At 62.0% G+C, this 23,177-nt stretch carries 20 protein-coding genes and 1 riboswitch; of the genes, 13 read left to right on the forward strand and 7 right to left on the reverse strand.

The features are described 5' to 3' along the window. Nucleotides 1–86: 86 nt before the first annotated feature. From HX807_RS02000 to HX807_RS02015, 4 genes are all read right to left on the reverse strand, one after another. Entirely contained in the window at nt 87–1,055 is a 969-nt protein-coding gene (locus HX807_RS02000; RefSeq protein ID WP_008439131.1) for a hypothetical protein, read from the reverse strand. Nucleotides 1,056–1,096: 41 nt separating this feature from the next. Then, on the reverse strand, nt 1,097–1,909 hold the full coding sequence (locus HX807_RS02005; RefSeq protein ID WP_003209490.1) for an aldo/keto reductase: 813 nt from the start codon (nt 1,907–1,909) through the stop codon (nt 1,097–1,099). Then, nucleotides 1,906–3,081: an FAD-binding oxidoreductase gene (locus tag HX807_RS02010; protein WP_008439128.1), complete on the reverse strand. Its 1,176-nt coding sequence runs from the start codon at nt 3,079–3,081 to the stop codon at nt 1,906–1,908. Before HX807_RS02010 ends, HX807_RS02005 begins: the two co-directional genes overlap by 4 nt. Nucleotides 3,082–3,234: 153 nt before the next feature. Then, a complete protein-coding gene (locus HX807_RS02015; protein WP_003209492.1) occupies nt 3,235–3,570 on the reverse strand; it encodes a multidrug efflux SMR transporter in 336 nt (111 codons plus the stop codon). Between the two features lie 103 nt (nt 3,571–3,673). Between HX807_RS02015 and HX807_RS02020 the strand changes: the two genes are divergently transcribed. Then, on the forward strand, nt 3,674–4,564 hold the full coding sequence (locus HX807_RS02020) for a LysR family transcriptional regulator (protein WP_008439125.1): 891 nt from the start codon (nt 3,674–3,676) through the stop codon (nt 4,562–4,564). A gap of 23 nt (nt 4,565–4,587) precedes the next feature. Further along, nucleotides 4,588–5,865 carry a lipid IV(A) 3-deoxy-D-manno-octulosonic acid transferase gene (gene waaA, locus HX807_RS02025; RefSeq protein ID WP_177049111.1) on the forward strand — a complete coding sequence of 426 codons (1,278 nt, stop codon included), beginning with the start codon at nt 4,588–4,590 and terminating at the stop codon, nt 5,863–5,865. 122 nt (nt 5,866–5,987) lie between these two features. On the opposite strand, the gene HX807_RS02030 is transcribed toward waaA, so the two are convergent. After that, nucleotides 5,988–7,427 carry a TolC family outer membrane protein gene (locus HX807_RS02030; RefSeq protein ID WP_102604279.1) on the reverse strand — a complete coding sequence of 480 codons (1,440 nt, stop codon included), beginning with the start codon at nt 7,425–7,427 and terminating at the stop codon, nt 5,988–5,990. A gap of 196 nt (nt 7,428–7,623) precedes the next feature. Continuing rightward, nucleotides 7,624–7,729: riboswitch (TPP riboswitch) on the forward strand. Nucleotides 7,730–7,874: 145 nt separating this feature from the next. Here HX807_RS02030 and thiC point away from each other — a divergent pair. Then, the gene (gene thiC, locus HX807_RS02035) at nt 7,875–9,779 is read left to right on the forward strand and encodes a phosphomethylpyrimidine synthase ThiC (RefSeq protein WP_008439122.1); all 1,905 of its coding nucleotides are present in this window, start codon (nt 7,875–7,877) and stop codon (nt 9,777–9,779) included. 136 nt (nt 9,780–9,915) lie between these two features. Continuing rightward, nucleotides 9,916–11,205, forward strand: coding sequence for a putative hydroxymethylpyrimidine transporter CytX (gene cytX, locus HX807_RS02040; protein ID WP_177049112.1), 1,290 nt, complete (start codon nt 9,916–9,918; stop codon nt 11,203–11,205). Here the strand turns inward: cytX and HX807_RS02045 are convergent. Further along, entirely contained in the window at nt 11,174–11,920 is a 747-nt protein-coding gene (locus HX807_RS02045) for an RsiV family protein (RefSeq protein ID WP_087692488.1), read from the reverse strand. The genes cytX and HX807_RS02045 overlap by 32 nt on opposite strands. A gap of 211 nt (nt 11,921–12,131) precedes the next feature. On the opposite strand from HX807_RS02045, the gene HX807_RS02050 reads away from it, so the two are divergent. From HX807_RS02050 to HX807_RS02090, 9 genes are all read left to right on the forward strand, one after another. Beyond that, nucleotides 12,132–12,749, forward strand: coding sequence for an NUDIX domain-containing protein (locus tag HX807_RS02050; protein WP_003209505.1), 618 nt, complete (start codon nt 12,132–12,134; stop codon nt 12,747–12,749). Further along, entirely contained in the window at nt 12,740–13,189 is a 450-nt protein-coding gene (locus HX807_RS02055; protein ID WP_003209507.1) for a DUF1249 domain-containing protein, read from the forward strand. The genes HX807_RS02050 and HX807_RS02055 overlap by 10 nt, the downstream gene beginning before the upstream one ends. A gap of 99 nt (nt 13,190–13,288) precedes the next feature. Next, complete coding sequence (cpdA, locus tag HX807_RS02060) at nt 13,289–14,104, forward strand: 3',5'-cyclic-AMP phosphodiesterase (protein WP_102370213.1); 816 nt, start codon at nt 13,289–13,291, stop codon at nt 14,102–14,104. 49 nt (nt 14,105–14,153) lie between these two features. Beyond that, nucleotides 14,154–14,762, forward strand: a complete 609-nt coding sequence (locus HX807_RS02065; RefSeq protein WP_003209516.1) for a YqiA/YcfP family alpha/beta fold hydrolase — start codon at nt 14,154–14,156, stop codon at nt 14,760–14,762. A gap of 44 nt (nt 14,763–14,806) precedes the next feature. Beyond that, nucleotides 14,807–16,711 (forward strand): DNA topoisomerase IV subunit B, encoded by a 1,905-nt coding sequence (gene parE, locus HX807_RS02070; protein WP_003209518.1) that lies wholly within the window; start codon nt 14,807–14,809, stop codon nt 16,709–16,711. Next, nucleotides 16,711–17,715, forward strand: coding sequence for an esterase-like activity of phytase family protein (locus HX807_RS02075; RefSeq protein ID WP_177049113.1), 1,005 nt, complete (start codon nt 16,711–16,713; stop codon nt 17,713–17,715). The genes parE and HX807_RS02075 overlap by 1 nt, the downstream gene beginning before the upstream one ends. Next, nucleotides 17,712–18,233: a TIGR02281 family clan AA aspartic protease gene (locus HX807_RS02080; protein WP_177049114.1), complete on the forward strand. Its 522-nt coding sequence runs from the start codon at nt 17,712–17,714 to the stop codon at nt 18,231–18,233. Before HX807_RS02075 ends, HX807_RS02080 begins: the two co-directional genes overlap by 4 nt. A gap of 10 nt (nt 18,234–18,243) precedes the next feature. Then, nucleotides 18,244–20,508: a DNA topoisomerase IV subunit A gene (parC, locus tag HX807_RS02085; RefSeq protein WP_003217539.1), complete on the forward strand. Its 2,265-nt coding sequence runs from the start codon at nt 18,244–18,246 to the stop codon at nt 20,506–20,508. A gap of 177 nt (nt 20,509–20,685) precedes the next feature. Continuing rightward, a complete protein-coding gene (locus HX807_RS02090) occupies nt 20,686–21,393 on the forward strand; it encodes a membrane integrity-associated transporter subunit PqiC (protein ID WP_003217538.1) in 708 nt (235 codons plus the stop codon). A 187-nt stretch (nt 21,394–21,580) separates the two neighbouring features. On the opposite strand, the gene HX807_RS02095 is transcribed toward HX807_RS02090, so the two are convergent. Beyond that, entirely contained in the window at nt 21,581–23,113 is a 1,533-nt protein-coding gene (locus HX807_RS02095) for an AhpA/YtjB family protein (protein WP_008439111.1), read from the reverse strand. Nucleotides 23,114–23,177 lie beyond the last annotated feature (64 nt).

The raw sequence follows: 23,177 nt of genomic DNA on the forward strand, positions 1-23,177 counted from the left end.
GGGTCAGCTGGCAGATGCAGTGACTGATACACGGCCTTCGCGAGCAAGCCCGCTCCCACATTTGACTGCCGCGACCTGACGTCCGGTTACCGGTTGGCTTTTTTCTTCGGCACGATCTTGCGCAAGATCTGCCGCGCCTTACCCGTCAAGCGCTTCAGCTTCGACTCTTTCTCGGGTGCACTCAGCCCTTGCTGGCGCAGCCAGTCCTTCCAGCGGATCCGCTCATCCCGCACGATCCAGCCTTCCTGCTGGGCAAAGCTTTCAGCCAGATACAACCCTCGCGTACTCGCCGGATACAGCTGATCCTTCTTCAAGGTATACAGCTCCGCACACGGCTGCCCGTCCTTCAGCGGCATCAGGTACAGGTCCGGGCGCTGGCGGTCCAGGCGGGCCACCAATTGGTCGCCCTCCAGGCGCTCGTCCACATGAAACAGGCTCAGGGACTTCGCCTCCTTGGGCACTTCCAGGCGCAAGTCATAAATCAACTGCAGCGAAGCCGTGGGCAGGTGCACGTAGGCGCGTGGCCGTTCAATCAATTGCATAGTGGCGCATCGCACCGGGCGCGCGGCCCCGGACAGCGGTGAGAGACGGAACGGCAACGCTTCGCGGTAGTGCAGGGCCGACGAGTAGGGCGCCGGCAGCCAGGTGTCATTGAAACGACCGCCCAGCCAGCCTTCCGGGGTTTCCAGCAGGCATTCCTCGGCGATTTCCTGGATGGCGGTGTGCAGTGGCAGGTTCAGTTCGTGGGCCGGCACATAGCCGGAGATCAGCTTGAGCACGACGTCGCCACGGTCTTGTCGGCGCTGGCGCACCAGCACCCAGTAATCGCGGTTCTGCCAGTGCAGCGTCAGGCGCACCGAGACCCCAAGGTTGGCCAGCTCCAGCACGAAACGCTCGGTGTCTTTCACCTCCACCGGCTTGCGCCGTTGCAGGGTCTGGGCGAAGTTGAGCGGCATGCCGACGCTCTGGTAGCTCAAGCCTTCGGGGGTTGCTTCGACGTGCAGCGGCAGTGTCTTGAAGTTGCTGGGGTTCTTTCTTATGAGCGTTCGCGGCATGTCGGCTCCTTCTTGCGTCGGGGTCGGCCGCGTCGGCGGCATCAGAGTTGGCGAATGACCTTGGCAGCGGTCGCCACGTTGTGGGCGAGGTGCAGCGGATTAATGGTCCCGACAATAGCACTGGCAACGCCAGTTTGCGCAAACAACAGCATGAAACTGGCGTGAATTGGATCCACTCCGGATTCCAGGCAGACATGGCCACTGGCTAGTGCCTTTTTCACGAGGATGCCCTTGCCGTGTGCGGCGGCATAATCAATGACGGCTTTCTCGGCCTGTTCGTTCAAATTGTAGGTGACCATGGCGCAATCACCTTGTTCCAGAGCCTTTACACCGCCCTCGACGGTTTTGCCGGAGAAGCCGAAACCACGGATCTTGCCCTCGCGCTTGAGGTCTTCCAGGGTCTGGTAAACCTCGCAATCATTGAGGATATGCAGGTCGTTGCCGTCGGAGTGCACCAGCACCAGATCGATAAAATCCGTTTCCAGTCGTTTCAGGCTGCGCTCCACCGAAAGCCGGGTGTGGGCTGCGCTGAAGTCGTGATGGGATACGCCTTCGGCAAATTCTTCGCCCACCTTGCTGACAATTACCCATTCCTGGCGCTGGCCGCGCAACAGCGGGCCCAGGCGTTCTTCGCTGCGGCCATAGGCGGGCGCAGTGTCGATCAGGTTGATGCCCAATTGCCGGGCCTGGCGTAACAGCATCCGCGCCGCATCGTCATCGGGAATCTGGAAGCCACTGGGGTATTTCACCCCTTGGTCGCGGCCCAGCTTGACGGTGCCCAGGCCCAGCGGCGAGACCAGCAGGCCGGTGCTGCCCAGCGGGCGGTGGAGGTCGTGCAGAGTCGGCAGGGTCATGGCAGCAGTTGCTCCCAGGCGGGTTGGGCGATGGCGGGTTTCGGCAGCTCGGGCAGTTTTTCGGTAGTTCCGGGCTTGATGCCGTCACGTTCCAGTGCGTTGATCACTCGATCGGCGAAATCCGGTGCCAATGCCAGCTTGGTCGGCCAGCCCACCAACAGGCGATCCTGTTCGGCGAGGAACGCGTTGTCCGGGCGGGTCAGGCCTGACTGCAATGGTTCGGCGCGGTCGACGCGCAAGGTGGCCCATTGGGTCTGGCTCATGTCGATCCAGGGCAGCAACTGCCCCAGCTCTTTTTGGGCGGTGGCGATCTGTTGCTCCGGGGTACGGGCCACACCTTCGGCTTCGGCGATATCGCCGCCCAGGTACCACACCCAATTGCCGTCGGCGGCGGGATGCGTGGTCACGGTGATGCGCGGCTTGGTGCCGCCCCCCAGGCAGTGGGCGTACAGCGGCTTCAGGCCGGGGCCCTTGGCGATGATCATGTGCAGAGGTCGGCGTTGCATGGCGGGCTGGCTCAGGCCCAGGGCGCCGAGCAGGTCAGCGGTGCCGCCGCCGGCGCTGACGACGATACGCTGGGCGCGGATCTCACGGCCATCGACCTTCAGGCCGACCAGTGTGCCTTGTTCCAGCAAGGGTTCGATCTGTTTACCCGCGAGCAAACCGTCGCCGGCCAGTTGGGCCAGGCGTTCGATAAGGCTTGGGACGTCGATCACCAGTTCGGCCAGGCGATAGACCTTGCCCTTGAAGCGGCGATCTTGCAGGGCCGGTGGCAGGTCATCGCCCTTCACTTGATCCACGCGGCCACGCACGGCCTTGCTCGCGAAGAAACTGGTGAGGTTGCCGGCGATGGTGCCCGGCGACCACAAATAGTGGGCTTCGGACAGCAGGCGCACACCGGAGAGATCCAGTTCACCGTTGCCCGCCAGGGCTTCGCGCCAGCGGCGGGGCATGTCGGCGATGGCTTCGGAGGCACCGGTCAGGGCGCCGTGCAGTGCGTATTTGGCGCCGCCGTGGATGATCCCCTGGGACTTCACGCTTTGCCCGCCACCGAGGGTGGCGCTTTCCACCAATACCGTGGAAAAGCCCTGGCGGCGCAGGCGCGCATTGAGCCAGAGGCCGGCAACCCCGGCGCCGACAATCAGAACGTCGGTGGAAATAACGGATGGCATGCAGCGACCTCAGTGTTCAAGACAGGCTGCGCAGTATACAGGCTCATGAAGTGAATCTTCGCCCCAACGCTCCCTGATGACAGACGCACCGCAGGAGCTGTCGAGTGGAACGAGGCTGCGAGTTTCGGCCTCAATTGAATCTCGCGTGAACGCTCAGTGCCCGGCCGTTTTCGAGAACAACTGAATCACCACCACGCCCAGCACAATCAGGCCCATGCCCAGCATCGCCGGGATATCCAGTTTCTGCCCGTAGATAAACAGCGCGGCGATGCTGACCATCACGATGCCCATCCCGGCCCACACTGCATACGCGACACCCACCGGCACGGTGCGCACCACCAGCGTGAGCATCCAGAAGGCCACGCCGTAGCCGACGATCACCAGCAACAACGGGATTGGCGTGCTGAAACCCTTGATCGCTTTCATGGAAACGGTGGCGATCACTTCCGAGCAGATGGCAATGGCCAGGTAATAGTAGGCGGCGTTCATGGGGTAAATCCTCGGTACAGGGTCGCTTGATAAGGTTGGCATTTTAGAGACTTGTCAGATGCGGTAAAGTCATTACCTATCCGAATTGAAGATGGGTTGAGCCATGAGCGTGCAGTGGAGTCTTGAGCAAATGCGCCTGTTTGTCAGCGTCGCCGAGCAGCGTTCATTTTCGGCGGTGGCGCGGGACCAGCGTCGGGCACAATCGGCAGTCAGCAATGGGATTGCCCTGTTGGAGGCGGACCTGGGCGTATCCCTGTTTGATCGCAGCAGCGGCCGCCAGCCCCGTTTGACCGAGGCGGGCACGGCACTGCTCGAGGAGGCGCGGGAAGTCTTGCGCCAGTGCGAGCGCCTGAATGGCCGTGCCTTGTCATTGATGCGCGGTGAAGAGGCGCGCCTGCGCCTGGCCCAGGATGAAGCCATGCTCTATCAGCCGGTGCTCGATAGCCTCGAAGCGCTGGCGGGAAAATTTCCCAGCCTGGAAGTGCAGTTGTCCAGCGCCGCCCAAGGCGATGTCGCGCGCAAGCTGGTGGAGCGCAAGGCGGATCTGGGCCTGCTGTTCTATCACGATCAGATCCCCGAAGCGTTGGAGCGCCGCGTGCTGGGCAGTGTGGAGATGGTGACCGTGTGCGGTATCGGGCATCCCATGGCCAAGGAACAGTTCGTGGATTGCCAGCGCCTGGCGCAGTTTCGCCAATTGCTGATGGCGACCCAGACCAGCGTGTATCCCGGCAGCGAGGCCGCCAGCCCGCAAGTGTGGCGGGCTGACAGTTTCTACGTGCTGGCCGAGTGGCTGGCGCGCGGCCTGGGTTGGGCCTGGTTGCCGCGGCATGTGGTGCAGTATCCGGCCTATCAGAACCAGATGGTCGAACTGAACAGCGAATGGACCCCGCCGGCGCTGGTGGTGGAGCTGGTCTGGCGTCGCGACGAGCCCCTCGGCCCGGCCGCGCGTTTCCTCGCCGAACGTTTTGCCGAGTGCTTGCAGGCGATCGACTGAAAAAGCCGATAAACTCCGCCGCCATGAATAGAACTCTCTACAGCTGTCTGTTTTACCTGGCGCTGCCGTTGGTAGCTTTACGTCTGTGGCTGCGAGCCCGCAAAGCGCCTGCTTACGCGAAGCGCGTGGGAGAACGCTTCTCCTGGGGCTTGCCGGTGATGCAACCCGGCGGGATTTGGGTGCATGCGGTGTCGGTGGGCGAAAGCATCGCCGCTGCGCCGATGATTCGCGGGCTGCTGGAACGTTATCCACAGCTGCCGATCACCGTCACCTGCATGACGCCCACCGGTTCCGAGCGCATCCAGGCGTTGTTCGCCAACGAGCCGCGCATCCAGCACTGCTACCTGCCGTACGATTTGCCCTGTGCGGCCAAGCGTTTTCTCGATCGCGTGCAGCCGAAACTGGCGGTGATCATGGAGACCGAACTGTGGCCCAACCATATTCACCAGTGCGCCAAACGCGGGATTCCCGTGGCATTGGCCAACGCGCGGCTGTCGGCTCGCTCGGCCAAGGGCTACGGGCGTTTCGCCAGGCTGACCGCGCCGATGCTGGCGGAAATGAGTCTGTTCGCGGTCCAGACCGAAACCGAGGCCGAGCGTTTTCGCAGCCTGGGTGCACGGCCCGAGACTGTCGAAGTCACCGGCTCGATCAAGTTCGACCTGGCCATCGACCCGCAACTGCTGGCGCTCGCCGCCGCGTTGCGTGAACAGTGGCACGCCAGTGAACGCCCGGTGTGGATCGCCGCCAGCACCCACGAAGGCGAAGACGAAGTGGTGCTCGCTGCCCATCGCCAGTTGCTTGCCAGTTATCCCAATGCGTTGCTGATCCTGGTGCCGCGCCATCAGGAGCGCTTCAACCCGATGTTCGAGCTGTGCCAGCAACAGGGTTTCGCCACGGTGCGTCGCTCCAGCGGCGAGGCGGTGACGGCGCAAACCTCGGTGCTGCTGGGCGACACCATGGGCGAGTTGCTGTTTCTGTATGCCCTGGCCGACAGCGCTTTTGTCGGCGGTAGCCTGGTTGCCACGGGCGGGCATAACCCGTTGGAGCCGGCGGCCTTGGCCAAGCCGGTGATCTGCGGGCCCCACGTGTTCAACTTCCTGGAAATCAGCGCAATGATGCGCGACGCCGGCGCGTTGCAGGAAGTGGACGATGCCGAGGGTTTGGCGGTGGCGGTGCAGCGTTTGTTCGAGCTGCCGCAGGACGCGCAGAAGATGGGGCAGGCGGGGCTGGCGGTGATGCGCGCCAATCAGGGGGCATTGAAGCGTTTGCTGGACGGATTGGGCAGACTGCTCAGCCACTGACAACACAAATCAAATGTGGGAGCGGGCTTGCTCGCGAATGCGCAGTGTCAGTCAGCGAATAAGTCGACTGATACACCGCCTTCGCGAGCAAGCCCGCTCCCACATTGGGTTATTTGGCAGTCTTAGTAACCCGGGTTAGCCTTCAGCTGCGCCGCGGCGGCCTTGGCCAGGTCCGGCGGCAGGAAGTCCTTGTCCGGGTTGTAGTCGGCCTTCAGGTAACGCGCCAGATCCTGCAAGTCCCCCGGGTTCAACGTGCCCGCCGCCTGCTTCAAGCGCAGGTTGTCGAGGATGTAGTCGTAGCGGCTGTTGTTGTAGTTGCGCACCGAGGTGTACAGCTGGCGCTGGGCGTCCAGCACATCGACGATATTGCGCGTGCCCACCTGGTAACCGATTTCCGTGGCCTCCACCGCGCTCTGGTTGGAGATGATCGACTGACGGCGCGCCTGTACCTGCTCCACATCGGTGTTCACCGCGCGGTGCAGGTTGCGGGTGTTTTCCACCACCTGGCGACGCAGGCCTTCGCGTTGCTGCTCGGTCTGGCCCAGGCGGGAATAGGATTCGCGCACTTGCGAGCTGGTCAGGCCGCCGCTGTACAGCGGGATGCTCAACTGCAAGCCTACGGTGCGTTGCGACACGTCACCGTGATACGGCTGGCCAAAGGCGCTCGGGTTGCTGAAGCCCAGGGCGTCGTTGTCACCTTTTTCATATTGCGCCACGGCATCCAGCGTCGGCGCGTGGCCGGCCTTGCGTTGCTTGAGGGTTTCTTCGGCGGCGGTGACGGCATAGTTGCTGGCCAGCAGGTTCAGGTTCTGGCGGCCGGCGGTTTCGACCCAGGCCTTGGCGTCGTTCGGCGCCGGTGGCAGCACCGGCAGCGTGTGGACGATGCCCTGGATCGAGTTGTACTGGCGGTTGGTCAGGGTGATCAGCGCTTCGAAGGCGTCGTCCACCTGGCGCTGGGCCAGGATGCGATTGGCCCGTGCGGTGTCGTAGCTGGCCTGGGATTGCAGCACGTCGGTCTTGTCCGACAGGCCGACGTCAAAGCGTTCGTTGGACTGGTCCAGCTGGCGCTTGAACGCGGCTTCTTCGGCCTTGGTGGACGCCAGGTTGTCCTGGGCTCGCAGCACGGCGAAGTAGTTTTCGGCGCTTTGCAGGATCAGGTTCTGTTCGGTGGCCGAGAGTTGCAGCGCGGCCTGCTCGTTGACGGCTTCAGCGGCTTGCAGCTGGAACCAGCGATCAGCGCGGAACAGCGGCTGGCTCAAGGTCGCGCGCCAGGAATGGGCGTCGCGGTTGACCGTGGCGGCGGGCTGGTCCAGCTGGGTGCGCACATTGTTGATGTCGGCACCGGCCGACAGGTTCGGCAGCAACCCGGCGCGGGCCTGGGGCACCACTTCTTTCTGCGCGCCGTATTGGGCGCGGGCGGCGGCCAGGTCGGCGTTGTTGTCCACCGCTTCCTGGTAGACGCTGACCAGGTCGGTTTTGGTCGTCAGGGGCGCTTCAGCTGCCCAGACCAGTCCGTTGGTCGCACAAGACACGGCGAGAGCCAGTGAAAGTTTGCGCAGCATGAGGCGATCCCTAGAATAAATATTACAGCGATAATTTGGAGCCCAAGGCTAAGGCGGCCCATTCCTGGCGTCAAGACCTCAGGCAGTCACCGAGTGTAGTGGCGCTATCACGGCACAACAATCCTGTAATTACGCCATTCATCACGATGAATGCACCGCCGTTGGCAATTTGCCTGCTCCATGGTCTAGACTGGCCGCGTTCTTGTCGGGGTGCCTTGTTGGAAGGCTGAGATCGGTAAATACCGGATCCCGTTGAACCTGATCAGGTTAGCGCCTGCGTAGGGAACAAGATTTCTCGTCACCCGGCGAGTCCTCTTGTGCTTCGTCCGGGATGTTGTTCGACAATCGAACAGCCCGTGCGCCAAGCACAGCACTGTCACAGTGCGTCCATCCGTCACAGGTTCACTCCGACAAAAATCCACCGCCTGGATAGTTGGAGAGCCCGTGATGAGCATCGAATTAAAAAGCCAAAAATCAAAAAATACCGTGCACTTGAGTGAATCGGCCAAGGTCGACTCCGGTTCCGTGCAGCCGTTTACCCGCTCGCAAAAAATCTACGTTCAGGGCACCCGTCCGGATATCCGCGTGCCGATGCGCGAAGTCAGTCTCGACGTGACCCCCACCGACTTCGGCGGCGAAATCAATGCGCCCGTAGTGGTCTACGACACCTCAGGCCCCTACACCGACCCGAACGTGATCATCGACGTGCGCAAAGGCCTGGGCGATGTGCGCTCGCCGTGGATCGAATCCCGCGGCGACACTGAGCGCCTGTCGGGCTTGAGCTCGCACTTCGGCCAACAGCGCCTGAGCGATGCCGAGCTGACCGCGCTGCGTTTTGCCCACGTGAAAAACCCGCGCCGTGCCAAGGCCGGGGCCAACGTCACCCAGATGCACTACGCCCGCAAAGGCATCATCACCGCCGAGATGGAATACGTCGCCATCCGCGAAAACATGAAGCTGGAAGAGGCCCGCGCCGCCGGCCTGCTGGACCAGCAACACGCCGGCCACAGCTTCGGCGCCAGCGTGCCGAAAATCATCACCCCGGAATTTGTCCGCGAAGAAATCGCACGTGGCCGCGCGATCATCCCGGCCAACATCAACCACACCGAACTGGAACCGATGATCATCGGCCGTAACTTCCTGGTGAAGATCAACGGCAACATCGGCAACAGCGCCCTGGGTTCGTCCATCGAAGAAGAGGTGGCGAAACTGACGTGGGGCATTCGCTGGGGTTCGGACACGGTGATGGACCTGTCCACCGGCAAGCACATCCATGAAACCCGCGAGTGGATCATCCGCAACTCGCCGGTGCCGATCGGTACCGTGCCAATCTACCAGGCCCTGGAAAAAGTCGGCGGCGCCGCTGAAGACCTGACCTGGGAGCTGTTCCGCGACACCCTGATCGAACAGGCCGAGCAGGGCGTCGACTACTTCACCATCCACGCCGGCGTATTGCTGCGCTATGTACCGCTGACCGCCAAGCGCGTCACCGGCATCGTGTCCCGTGGTGGTTCGATCATGGCCAAGTGGTGCCTGGCGCACCACAAAGAGAACTTCACCTACACCCATTTCGACGAAATCTGCGAAATCATGAAGGCCTACGACGTCAGCTTCTCCCTGGGAGACGGCCTGCGCCCGGGCTCGATTGCCGACGCCAACGACGCCGCGCAATTCGGCGAGCTGGAAACCCTCGGCGAGTTGACCAAGATTGCCTGGAAGCACGACGTGCAAACCATGATCGAAGGCCCGGGCCACGTGCCGATGCAGTTGATCAAGGAGAACATGGACAAGCAGCTGGAGTGCTGCGACGAAGCGCCGTTCTACACCCTCGGTCCGCTGACCACCGACATCGCCCCGGGTTATGACCACATCACCTCGGGCATCGGGGCGGCGATGATCGGCTGGTTCGGTTGCGCGATGCTCTGCTACGTCACGCCGAAGGAGCATTTGGGCCTGCCGAACAAGGACGATGTGAAGACCGGGATCATCACCTACAAGATCGCGGCCCATGCGGCGGACTTGGCCAAGGGGCATCCGGGGGCGCAGATTCGTGACAACGCGTTGAGCAAGGCGCGCTTTGAATTCCGTTGGGAGGACCAGTTCAACCTGGGCCTGGACCCGGACACGGCGCGTTCTTACCACGATGAAACCTTGCCGAAGGACTCGGCCAAGGTCGCGCATTTCTGCTCGATGTGCGGGCCGAAATTCTGCTCGATGAAGATCACCCAGGAAGTGCGTGAGTACGCGGCCAACCAGCGCATTGAAGCGGTGGATGTGGACGTGGCCAAGGGACTGGCGGAGCAGGCGGAGCGGTTCAAGCAGGAAGGTAGCCAGCTGTACAAAAAGGTCTGAACCCGATGATCGTTCCCACGCTCCGCGTGGGAATGCATCCCGTGACGCTCCGCGTCACAAAAGCGGACGCAGAGCGTCCAAAGCGGCATTCCCACGCAGAGCGTGGGAACGATCATGTCCCTCTGAGATAGCACCCTTGAGCATTCAACCCAGCACCTATTCCCCAGACATCGCAGTCCCCTTGGACAAACGCGTCTTCGGCGCCCGCGATCTCTTCTCCTTGTGGTTCTCCCTGGGCATCGGCCTGATGGTCCTGCAAACCGGCGCGCTGTTGGCGCCGGGACTGGGCCTGTCCGGCTCGTTGCTGGCGATCTTCCTCGGCACTCTGGTCGGCGTCCTGCTGCTGGCCGCCGTCGGCGTGATTGGCAGCGACACCGGCCTGTCCTCCATGGCTGCCCTCAAACTCAGTCTCGGCATCAAGGGCGCAAGCCTGCCGGCGCTGCTGAACCTGCTGCAGCTGATCGGCTGGGGCTCATTCGAAATCATCGTGATGCGCGACGCCGCCAGCCTGTTGGGCGCCCGCGCGTTCAGCGAAGGCAGCCTGCTGACCAGCCCATTGTTCTGGACCCTGGTATTCGGCGCCCTCGCGACCTTGCTTGCCGTCAGCGGTCCGCTGACCTTCGTGCGGCAGATCCTGCGCAAGTGGGGCATCTGGCTGCTGCTGGCCGCCTGCCTGTGGCTGACCTGGAACCTGTTTGCCAAGGCCGACCTGGCCACTCTCTGGGCCCAGGCTGGTGACGGTTCGATGCCGTTTGCCGTTGGCTTCGATATCGCGATTGCCATGCCGCTGTCCTGGCTGCCACTGATTGCCGACTACTCACGTTTCGGCAAACGCGCGAAAAACGTGTTCGGCGGCACGGCACTGGGTTTCTTCATCGGCAACTTCTGGCTGATGAGCCTTGGCGTGGCCTACACCCTGGCGTTTGCGCCGAGCGGTGAAGTGAATGCGTTGCTGCTGGCATTGGCCGGAGCCGGCCTGGGGATTCCGCTGCTGCTGATCCTGTTGGATGAATCAGAAAACGCGTTCGCCGATATTCACTCGGCGGCGGTGTCCAGCGGGATTCTGTTGCGCTTGAAAGTCGAGCACTTGGCATTGGCCATTGGCGTTATCTGCACGCTGATCGCCTGCTTTGCACCGTTGGCGCAGTACCAGAACTTCCTGCTGCTGATCGGCTCGGTGTTCGCGCCGCTGTTCGGCGTGGTGCTGGTGGATCACTTCATCCTGCGCCGTCGTGGCCATGGTGTTGCCGCCAACCTGCGCTGGCCGGCACTGCTGGCGTGGCTTGGAGGGATCAGCACCTATCACCTGTTGGCGAATCTGTACCCGGATGTCGGCGCGACCCTGCCGGCGCTGGTGCTGGCAGGGCTGTTGCACTTTATCCTGGGCCGGGCCTTCAGTGGCGTGCGGGCACCAGCTCAGGCTTGATCACGCCGGTGAGGCGCGCATAGGGGATGGTCATTTCGATCAGCCCCAATGCGTACGGCGCGATGGTGGTCACGTTGTACTTGAGCACCACGCCATTGCTGGTCAGCGCCACATTCGGGGTTTTCTGGAACGGCCAGTTCTTCACGAACTCCGGGTCACGGTCCATCTGCGAGTTGATCAGCCAGTTGTTGTGGGCGACTTTCGCGGTCTTCCAGAATGCATCTTCCTGGCCCGGCAACAGCATGTCGGTCAGGCTCAGCTCTTTGTGCAGCAGGCGTGAATAGTTGATGAAACCGCGGCCCGGCTCGCCGTGGGCGGTGCCGGTGTCCAGGTAGCTGGACACTTCGATGATCACCAGTCCGTCATGCTGCTCACGTACCTTGGCCTGCAAGTACATGCTGTTGCGGTCCGGGGACTCACGCAAGAACTTGTCGCGGTAGGCGTTCAGGGTGGCGGGCATGGCCTGGCCAGGTGAAGTGCGGGCCATCTGCAGCAGGCGCTGTTCGATGATCTGGTCCAACTGCGGCTCGGACGGGAAGTGCACGGTGTCGATGTTTACCAGCGGGCAATCCGGACTGCTGCAGCCGGGTTTGATCTGCTCGGAGGCGTCGGCGGTGGTGTCCAGCGGCTTCAGATAGGCCGGTTGGAACAGGCTCTGGCAAGCACCCAGGGTCAAGGCGATACAGGCCACGGAGGCGATTTTTAAAAGCGACATGTGTGTCCTTCATAAATCGAGGAAAGGTGAAAATGTGGAGCTTCGACTCCCGACAAGGCAGTCAGTTCGCCACTAAGCTGATTAGAGTGAGTTTGACGCCCGCCGTCTATCCCGGCAACCGGAAAGGGGCTGCATCAAGGGGCACGAGCGCGTTAGGATGGCGCGATGTCGAGGCCGCCTCGACACCGCAAGGCAATAAACGAGGGTTGATATGACGGACACAGCGAAATCGACGCCGAGCAAGGTCGAGATTGTTCAGCGCGACAATGCCTACAAGGGCTTCTACAAACTGGATCGGCTGAAACTGCGGCACGAGAAGTTTGATGGCGGCATGAGCCGTGAGCTCAATCGCGAAGTCTTTGTGCGTCATGACGCCGTGTGTGTACTGCCCTACGACCCGCAGCGCGATGAAGTGGTGCTGATCGAGCAGTTTCGCGTCGGCGCCATGGGGCGTACCGACAACCCGTGGCTGATCGAAATGGTCGCCGGCCTGATCGACAAGGATGAGCAACCGGAGGAGGTTGCACACCGCGAAGCCGAGGAGGAAGCTGGCCTTACATTCTCCGCACTCTGGCCGATCACCAAGTACTTTCCGTCGCCGGGTGGCAGCACCGAATTTGTCCACTTGTTCCTGGGCCGTTGCGAAAGCGCCGGGGCCGGTGGCGTCCATGGACTGGAAGAGGAAGCCGAAGATATCCGCGTCACCGTCTGGGCCTTTGAAGACGCTCTGCAGGCGGTACGTGACGGTAAAATTTCCAACGCAGCGAGCATTATTGCCCTGCAATGGCTTGCGCTTAATCGCGCGGAAGTGAGGGGGTTATGGCAGTAAAGGCACGGGAGCGATATCGGGTTGACCTGATCGGGCTGCAAGCAGCCTGCGAGGCCAACTATGCACGGCTGATGCGGCTGCTGCCGGACATGCGCCACACCCCCGAGGCGCGGCGCATTGCCGTGACCCACGGCGACCAGATGCTCGGCGTGCTGACCCTGGAAGTGATCGTGAACTGCCCGTACACCACCACTTTGCGGGTGCGTCAGGAGCACAGCCTGCCGTGGCTGCCGGTGCCGCAGCTGGAAGTGCAGGTGTACCACGACGCACGCATGGCCGAAGTGATCAGCGCCGAACATGCACGACGCTTTCGCAGCATCTATCCTTACCCCAACGTGTTCATGCACCAACCCGATGAGAAAGCACAGCTCAATGTGTTCCTCGGTGAATGGTTGAGTCACTGCCTGGCCCTGGGCCACGAGTTCGAAGTCGTTCGATAGATGTGAACTGCGTCCGCTTCACGGGTTTCCTCTTTGTGTCCTGCCCCAGCATAATCGCCTCAAATGTCCATTCCTGTGATCACGCCCTGGGAGAACGCCTTGCCGAGCGTATCCGCCTTGAACCCTGACGCTTCGGCGTTGCTGGTGCAGTTGTCCGACAGTCACCTGTTTGCCGAGGCGGACGGCGGCCTGCTGGGCATGAATACCCGCGAGAGCCTGCAACGGGTGATCGACACGGTGCTGGTGCAGCAGCCGCAGATTGATCTGGTGCTGGCCACCGGGGATTTGTCCCAGGACGGTACGCTGGAGTCGTATCAGGCGTTTCGTGACATGACGCGGCAGATTCAGGCGCCGGCGCGCTGGATCCCGGGGAATCACGATGAGCCGCAGGTGATGCAGCAGGCGGCGGTCAATAGCGCGTTGCTGGAACCGGTGGTGGATGTGGGCAACTGGCGCATTACCCTGCTGGACTCGGCGGTGCCGGGTTCGGTGCCGGGGTATTTGCAGGATCAGCAGCTGCAATTGCTGGCGCAGTCGTTGAGTGAGGCGCCGGCTCGGCATCATTTGGTGTGTTTTCACCATCATCCGGTGTCGATTGGGTGCGCTTGGATGGAGCCCATCGGTTTGCGCAATCCTGAGGCGTTGTTTGCGGTGCTGGATCGGTTTCCGCAGGTGCGGGCGGTGCTTTGGGGGCATGTGCATCAGGAAATTGACCGGGAGCGCAATGGGGTGCGTTTGTTGGCTTCGCCTTCTACCTGTATTCAGTTCGCTCCCGGGAGTGAGGATTTCAGCGTGAGTGAGCAGGCACCCGGGTATCGCTGGCTGCGGTTGCATGCCGACGGGCGGTTGGAAACCGGTGTGGAGCGGGTGCAGGGCTTCGCGTTTCAGGTGGATTACGGTAGCAACGGCTACTGAGATTTCCCTGTAAACTGCGCCTCTTTGGCAGACCCACAGAGGACCCGGAATGTCCGCATCGATCTTGTATATCCACGGTTTCAACAGCGCACCAGCCTCCAACAAGGCGAGCCAGTTGATCACCGTGATGGACAGCCTCGGTCTGGCCGACCAGCTGCGCGTGCCGGCCCTGCATCACCACCCCCGCCAGGCGATCCCCCAGTTGGAGGCGGCTATCCGTGACCTCGGAAGGCCACTGCTGGTAGGCAGCTCACTCGGCGGCTACTATGCAACCCATCTTGCCGAACGCCATGGCCTCAACGCCTTGCTGGTCAACCCGGCAGTCAGCCCTCATCGGATGTTCGACGGTTACCTGGGCACCCAGAAGAACCTCTACACCGATGAGACCTGGGAGCTGACCCACGACCACGTCGCGGCCCTGGCCGAGCTGGAAGTGCCGGCGCCCCAGGACGCCCAGCGTTATCAGGTGTGGTTGCAGACCGGCGATGAAACACTGGATTATCGCCTCGCCCAGCAGTATTACCGGGCCTGTGCCTTGCGCATCCAGGCCGGTGGCGATCACGGTTACCAGGGCTTCGCCCAACAGTTACCGGCGCTGTTGAGTTTTGCCGGCATAGGCTCCGATCAGTACCAATCCTTCGATTTCACCGCATTGTGAAACCGCAGGTTACTTTTTAATCGAACGACTCACGACGAGACCCCATGGCCACTCCCAGCGCTAGCTCTTATAACGCCGACGCCATCGAAGTCCTCTCGGGCCTCGACCCGGTGCGCAAACGCCCCGGCATGTACACCGACACCAGTCGGCCGAACCACCTTGCCCAGGAAGTCATCGACAACAGCGTCGACGAAGCCTTGGCCGGGCACGCCAAGTCGGTACAAGTCATCCTTCACGCCGACCATTCCCTGGAAGTGTCCGACGACGGTCGTGGCATGCCGGTGGACATTCACCCGGAAGAGGGTGTGTCGGGCGTCGAGCTGATCCTCACCAAGCTGCACGCCGGCGGCAAGTTCTCCAACAAGAACTACCAGTTCTCCGGTGGCTTGCACGGTGTGGGTATTTCCGTGGTCAACGCCCTGTCGAACCACGTACGGGTCAAGGTCAAGCGCGACGGCAACGAGTATCAGATGACTTTCGCCGATGGCTACAAGGCCACCGACCTGGAAGTGATCGGCACCGTCGGCAAGCGCAATACCGGCACCAGCGTGTACTTCGCGCCGGACCCGAAATACTTCGATTCACCCAAATTCTCCATCAGCCGCCTCAAGCATGTGCTCAAGGCCAAGGCTGTGCTGTGCCCGGGCCTGCTGGTCAGCTTTGAAGACAAAGGCACCGGCGAAAAGGTCGAGTGGCATTACGAAGACGGCCTGCGGTCCTACCTGGAAGACTCTGTCAGCGAATTCGAGCGCCTGCCGAACGAGCCGTTCTGCGGCAGCCTGGCGGGTAATAAAGAAGCCGTGGACTGGGCCTTGTTGTGGCTGCCGGAAGGTGGCGACAGCGTCCAGGAAAGCTACGTCAACCTGATCCCGACGGCCCAGGGCGGTACCCACGTCAACGGTTTGCGCCAGGGCTTGCTGGATGCCATGCGCGAATTCTGCGAATACCGCAGCCTGCTGCCGCGCGGCGTGAAGCTGGCGCCGGAAGACGTCTGGGAGCGGATCGCGTTCGTCCTGTCGATGAAAATGCAGGAGCCGCAATTCTCCGGCCAGACCAAGGAGCGCCTGTCGTCCCGTGAGGCAGCGGCGTTCGTCTCCGGGGTGGTCAAGGATGCCTTCAGCCTGTGGCTCAACGAACACCCTGAATTGGGCCTGGCCCTGGCGGAGCTGGCGATCAACAACGCCGGCCGTCGCCTGAAGGCCAGCAAGAAAGTCGAACGCAAGCGCATTACCCAGGGGCCGGCACTGCCTGGCAAGCTGGCGGACTGCGCCGGGCAAGACCCGATGCGCTCCGAGCTGTTCCTGGTGGAAGGTGATTCTGCCGGCGGTTCCGCCAAGCAAGCGCGGGACAAGGAATTCCAGGCGATCCTGCCCCTGCGCGGCAAGATCCTAAACACCTGGGAAGTCGATGGCAGCGAAGTACTGGCCAGCCAGGAAGTGCACAACATTGCCGTGGCCATCGGTGTCGACCCGGGCGCGGCGGACATGAGTCAGCTGCGCTACGGCAAGATCTGCATCCTCGCCGACGCCGACTCCGACGGCTTGCACATTGCGACCTTGCTCTGTGCATTGTTCGTCCAGCACTTCCGCCCATTGGTGGATGCCGGTCACGTCTATGTCGCCATGCCGCCGCTGTACCGCATCGACCTGGGCAAAGAGATTTTCTACGCCCTGGACGAAGCCGAGCGCGATGGCATTCTCGACCGCCTGGTGGCCGAGAAGAAACGCGGCAAGCCGCAGGTCACCCGATTCAAGGGCCTGGGTGAGATGAACCCGCCGCAGCTGCGGGAAACCACCATGGACCCGAACACTCGGCGCCTGGTGCAGTTGACCCTGGAAGATTTCGCCGCCACCTCGGAAATGATGGACATGTTGCTGGCGAAGAAACGCGCGCCGGATCGCAAGAACTGGCTGGAGTCCAAGGGTAACCTGGCCGAGGTTCTGGGCTGATGCGCAGCAGTTTCGCCCTGGCGATTCTGTTGTTGAGCGGGTTGGCGACCACCTCGGTGGTCGCGGCGCCCGTGGCTGAGCTGAAGCTGTTGTCGGAACACCCGGTGGAAGGCATGCGCGGCGGCAACCTGTCGGGCCTGGCCTTATGCGGTAGCGAATTGTGGACAGTCTCCGATCGCGATGACGATCAGATCTACCGGCTCGATACCGCCGGTGACGTCTGGAAAGCAGAGACATACGTGATTGATGTGCCGCCGGTGCCGGCGTCGGGTTTGCCCTTTGGCCTGCGCTCACGCACCAGGGCAGCTGCGTTGATTCGTGGTGGTGATCTGGATTTTGAAGGCATCAGCTGCGATGCGGCGGGTAACCGCTACATTGTCAGCGAAGCCCACGCGGCGGTTCTCAGGGTGCCTTTCTCCTCAGAACACGGTGAAACGGAGTGGCTGAAGATCGCCCCGGGCATGGTTCGCGAAGCTCGGGCCAGTGGCATGTTGCTGCACTTCAACGCGCTGTTTGAAGGCATCGTGGTGAACCCGGAAGGCAATCAAATCTGGCTCGCAGCAGAGCGTGAGCGGCGCGGGTTGATCTCCATCAAGCGCCCGCAAACCCTCTGGGATTGTGACGGCCCTTGTGTATTGCTGAGCGAGGCCGGCCAGGAGATGCAGCCGGCGCAGTTTCCGGGCGCCAAGGCGGTGTCCAAGGACTTTGCCGACCTGGCGATGTTCAATGGCAAGCTGTTTACCCTGGAGCGCAATGCGTTTCAGGTGTGTCGCCGGGATGCGGTCACGGCCCAGGTGGAGTTGTGCTGGTCGTTTGCCGATGAAGCGCTGACGCCGAATCGGCGTTATGCCCAGGCCTATGGATTGGCCGAAGCCTTGGTGGTGGACGCTGACGGTGCCTGGATCGGCATCGACAATAACTTCGGTGCCCGCGCCGATGGCGAAAAGCGGCCGGTGGTCTATCGTTTCGCCGCCCCTGCGGGTGGCTGGAGCGCCAAGCCATGAGTGCGCAACAACCCGGCAAGCGCGCCGGGCGTGTGTTGATGTTCGTCGCGTGGGGCGCCGGCCTGTTTTTGGCGACACGATTTTTTGGGCAGTGGGAAGCGCGACAGGAAAACCCCAATGCCGTGGTGACCTCGGAGCAGCACGAGGGTTATATCGAAGTAAAACTGCTGGGCAACGGCCAAGGGCATTTTGTCGCCACTGGCCAGATCAACGGCAAGCCGGTGCAGTTCATGCTCGACACCGGGGCCACCGACGTGGCGGTTCCGGCTGAATTGGCCGACCGTCTCGGGCTTGAACGCGGCATGCCGGTTGGCGTGAGTACGGCCAACGGGCGAACCCAGGGCTTTCGGACCGAGTTGGGCCGTCTGCAACTGGGCGATATCGTCCTTCGGGACGTGCGCGCCATCGTGGTACCGGGTTTGGGCGATGAACAGGTATTGCTGGGCATGAGTGCATTGAAACAACTTGAATTTACCCAGCGCAGCGGCACTTTGCTGCTGCGCCAGACCAAACAATGATGAGGCCCGCATGAGTGACATCCTTGCAGACAGCTTAGATGGCGTTGAACGCCGGTCGCTGGCTGACTTCACCGAAAATGCCTACCTCAACTACTCGATGTACGTGATCATGGACCGTGCCTTGCCGCATATCGGCGACGGCCTGAAGCCCGTACAGCGGCGCATTATCTATGCGATGAGTGAGTTGGGCCTGGACGCTGACTCCAAGCACAAGAAGTCGGCGCGTACCGTCGGTGACGTGCTCGGTAAATTCCACCCTCACGGCGACTCGGCGTGCTACGAAGCCATGGTGCTGATGGCCCAGCCGTTCAGCTACCGCTACACGCTGGTGGACGGCCAGGGTAACTGGGGTGCGCCGGATGATCCGAAGTCCTTCGCCGCCATGCGTTACACCGAAGCGCGTCTGTCGCGGTATTCGGAAGTGCTGCTGAGCGAACTGGGCCAGGGCACGGCCAACTGGGGCCCGAACTTTGACGGCACCCTCGACGAGCCGCTGGTGTTGCCGGCACGTTTGCCGAATATCCTGCTCAATGGCACCACGGGTATCGCCGTGGGCATGGCCACTGACGTACCGCCCCACAACCTGCGGGAAGTGGCCAGCGCCTGCGTGCGCCTGCTGGATGAGCCGAAGGCTACGGTCGAACAGCTCTGCGAGCATATCCAGGGCCCGGATTACCCGACCGAAGCAGAAATCATCACGCCTCGCGCCGACCTGCTGAAAATCTACCAGACCGGTAAAGGCTCGGTGCGCATGCGCGCCGTGTACCACATCGAAGACGGCGACATCATCGTCACGGCGCTGCCGCACCAGGTGTCCGGCGCCAAGGTGCTGGAGCAGATTGCCGCGCTGATGCAGGCCAAGCCGTCGAAGCTGCCGCAAGTCGCCGACCTGCGTGACGAGTCCGACCACGAAAACCCGTGCCGCATCGTGATCATCCCGACCAACAGCCGGGTCGACCATGAAGTGCTGATGCAGCATCTGTTCGCCAGCACCGAGCTGGAGTCCAGCTATCGGGTCAACATCAACATCATTGGCCTGGACGGCAAGCCGCAGTTGAAGAACCTGCGGGCTTTGCTGGTGGAATGGCTGGAATTCCGGGTGCAGACCGTGCGTCGCCGCCTGCAATTCCGCCTGGACAAGGTCGAACGCCGCCTGCACCTGTTGGACGGCTTGCTGATCGCTTATCTCAACCTGGATGAAGTGATCCATATCATCCGTACCGCCGAGCACCCGAAGGCCGAGCTGATCGCGCGCTTCGAACTCAGCGAAATCCAGGCCGACTACATCCTCGACACCCGTCTGCGTCAGTTGGCGCGACTGGAAGAGATGAAGCTGCGGGACGAACAGGACGCGCTGCTCAAGGAACAAGCCAAGCTCCAGGCCCTGCTGGGCAGCGAGGCCAAGCTGAAGAAGCTGGTGCGCACCGAGCTGATCAAGGACGCCGAAACCTATGGCGACGACCGCCGCTCGCCGATTGTCGAGCGCGCCGAAGCCAAGGCCCTGACCGAAACCGAGCTGCTGCCCAACGAGAAAATTACCGTCGTTCTGTCGGAAAAGGGTTGGGTTCGCTCAGCCAAAGGGCATGATATTGACGCCACCGGCCTGTCTTACAAGGCTGGCGACGGTTTCAAAACCGCGGCGGCGGGGCGTTCCAACCAGTTTGCGGTGTTTATCGACTCCACCGGTCGCAGTTACTCGGTGCCGGCGCACACCTTGCCATCGGCGCGGGGGCAGGGCGAGCCATTGACCGGACGCCTGACACCGCCACCGGGTGCGAATTTTGAGTGCGTGCTGCTGCCGGACGATGACTCGTTGTACGTCATCGCTTCCGATGCGGGCTATGGGTTCGTGGTCAAGGGTGAAGACCTGCAGGCCAAGAACAAGGCGGGCAAGGCGTTGTTGAGCCTGCCGAACAACGCCAAGGTGATCCTGCCGCGTCCGGTGGAAGACCGTGAAGGCAACTGGCTGGCGTCGGTGACGACCGAAGGGCGCCTGCTGGTGTTCAAGATCAGCGATTTGCCGCAGTTGGGCAAAGGCAAGGGCAACAAGATCATTGGTATTCCCGGGGAGCGGGTGGCCAGTCGCGAAGAGTACGTGACCGACATCGCCGTGATCCCGGAAGGCTCGACCCTGGTGTTGCAGGCCGGCAAGCGCACGTTGTCACTGCGCCCTGACGACCTCGAGCACTACAAGGGTGAGCGGGGTCGTCGTGGCAATAAACTGCCGCGCGGCTTCCAGCGAGTGGACGCTTTACTGGTGGAAACGCCCGTTTAAGGCGATATAGAGCGCCCGATCTACGATTTAACCCGTAGATCGACGCTTTCGCGCTGGAGTCATGGCGCATATTCACGGATGATATGGCCTTTCCAGCGCCGGCGTGGCTGAGCGCGTACAGGTTATTTTTGAGTATTACATTGTGGTTCGCCTTGTGGCAGCCACCTGGATGGGATGATGACTGCTCCGCGCCTTCCTTTATTTTTGTTGCTCGCTGGCCTTTTGGGCCTGGCGGGTTGCAGCACACACCAACCGGTGTCGCTGTATCAGCTGGACAGTGGAAGTCCGGCTCAGCCTGCACAAAGTGCCGGCATGGCTGTATTGCTTGGCCCTGTTGTAGTGGCCGACTACCTGCAACGTGAAACCCTGCTGCAACGTCAGAACGACGGCAGCCTGCAAGGTTCCACCGATGGCCGCTGGGCCGGTAGCCTTTCGTCCGACATCAATCAGTTGATGTTGCGCCAGGTGGCTGGCCACCTGGACAGCCAGCGTGTGGTATTGGCGCCGGCGCCGTTGGGTTTTGCCCCGGACGTACAGGTGCTGCTGACCATTACGCGACTGGACTCGGGCGTTTCGCAGCCCGCTATCCTCGACGCGCAATGGCGCTTGATCGACCGTCGTGGCCAGGTGCGGGATAACCGCATCGTGCACTTGCAGGAAGAGCACAGCGGCAGCACCGCGTCCCAGGTCCAGGCCCAGGGTGTGTTGCTGCAACGTTTGGCTGACCAGCTGTCGGTGGCCCTCAAGCCATTGGCCAATCAGCCAGCGGTGGCAGAAGCGCCACGCAAACAAGCCCCGGCGCAGCCCAAGGCTGCGGCACCGGAGAAGCCGAAGATGCCGATGGCCGTGCCGATTCGCACCGATATGGAAGTGTTCAGGTTCTGACCTGAATACAGACCAACAAAAAGGCCCGCTGATGAGCGGGCCTTTTGTTTGTGCGGGATTTGAGCGGTACGCAGATCTAATGTGGGAGCGGGCTTGCTCGCGAATGCGGCGGATCAGTCGATACATAGGCTGACTGACAGGCCGCTTTCGCGAGCAAGCCCGCTCCCACATTGATTTGCGTTGTTCTTTAGTTCTTCGCCCGCGTCTCATGCATCCGCGCCAGCTGGCGCTCAAGCATCGACGGGTAAGGCTCCATCAACCGCTCCACACAGCACGCACCTTCAGGGCTGGCAATCGGGCGGATCCGCGCACGCTGGCGAATCAGTACGTCGTCACTGATCTTGCGTTCCACCAGCAGCAGGTTGCGGCTGTGTTGCGACAAGGCCAGCGCATCCTGGGCAATCTCGGTCAGCAGCAGGTCGATCTGGCTCATGCCATACAGATCGTCGCCCACCGTCAGGCCCAATTGCAGTTGCAGGGTGATGCCGCTGTCGGCCACTTCGATTTGCAGCGCATGGCCCAGGGCCCGCAGCAGTTCACCGCAGCAGATGGCGTTGGTCAGGTAGTCTTCGCCGCTGTCTTCGCTGTGGAACAGCATCAAGGTGCTGCCGTCGTTCAGGGTGTGCAGTTCGCTCTGATACAGCGAGGCCGCCTGGTCGAGGCAGTCACGATAACGTTCCAGCAGCTCGGTCAGGCGTGCCCGCGGCAAGCGACGCAGTTGATCCTGTGCGCCCAGTTGCACGGCCAATACGGCGCTGTGCTGGGGCTGGGTGCTGCGCACCGGAGCAGGCTGCACAGCAGGAGCGGTTGGCACTGAAGTATCGCGAAGATCGGCGAACGGGTCTTCTTCGTCCAGTTCGTCTTCTTCTGCCTTGATCACATGACGGGTCGCCGGCTTTTGGGCCGCTACCGGCGCAGACTCGTCGAAGCTCGGGTCCCGCAGGTTGCGCACTTCAAACTCGGGCTCGTCGTCTTCGTAGTCGGTGTCGTCGAACTCGGGCTCGGGTTCAACCTCGGGCACTACGGGCTCCGGCGCGAAGCTGGTGTGCAGTTGGCGGGCGAGGTCGCCGATTTCGTCCTGGCGGTCGGTGGCCGGGGTGTGTTCATCGATATCCCGCAGCCAGATGCGCAGTTGCATCAGTGGCGTGGAGATATGCCGGCCCAGGCGCAGGCTCAAGGCCAGGGACAGTGCCAGCAGGATCGCACTCAGGATGCCCATGCTCTGCAGGCTGATGGTCATCGGCTGCTGGAACTGTTGCATGTCCAGGCTGATGCGCAGTTGGCCGGCCTTCACGTCCTGAAACGTGATATTGCTCTGGTACAGGCCTTCGGCTTCACCCAGCAGGCCGTTTTTCGGGCGTTGCCCGGCTTCGGCCATGATCCGGTTGTCCACGCTATAGATAGCGGCGTGGGCCACCAGCGGGTTCTTGGTCAGGTTGTTGAGCAGCACGTTGAGGCTGAGGATGTCGTTGGACACCAACAACTCAGTCGCCGAGGTGGCGGTCTGGGTGGTCAGGCTCTCGCCCAAAGCGTCGGCTTGCTCGTGCATGGCCTGCTTGAACTGCAAACCCATCACGCAGGCGTAGATGACCAGGGCCAGGGCGACCAGGATCACGTTATGGCTGGCGATGCGTAATGCGATCGGTACACGGCGGTGGCGCAGTGCCCGGAAGATCAGCAGGAAGAAGTTATCGGTTTTTACTGGCGTGGGCCGGTTCACTTAAGCTCGGCTCTTTAGTCCGTGAAGTTGACGCGCAGTATAGCGACAGGCCCAAGACCGGCAA

The organism is Pseudomonas sp. D8002 (assembly GCF_013385695.1).
Lineage (GTDB): Bacteria > Pseudomonadota > Gammaproteobacteria > Pseudomonadales > Pseudomonadaceae > Aquipseudomonas.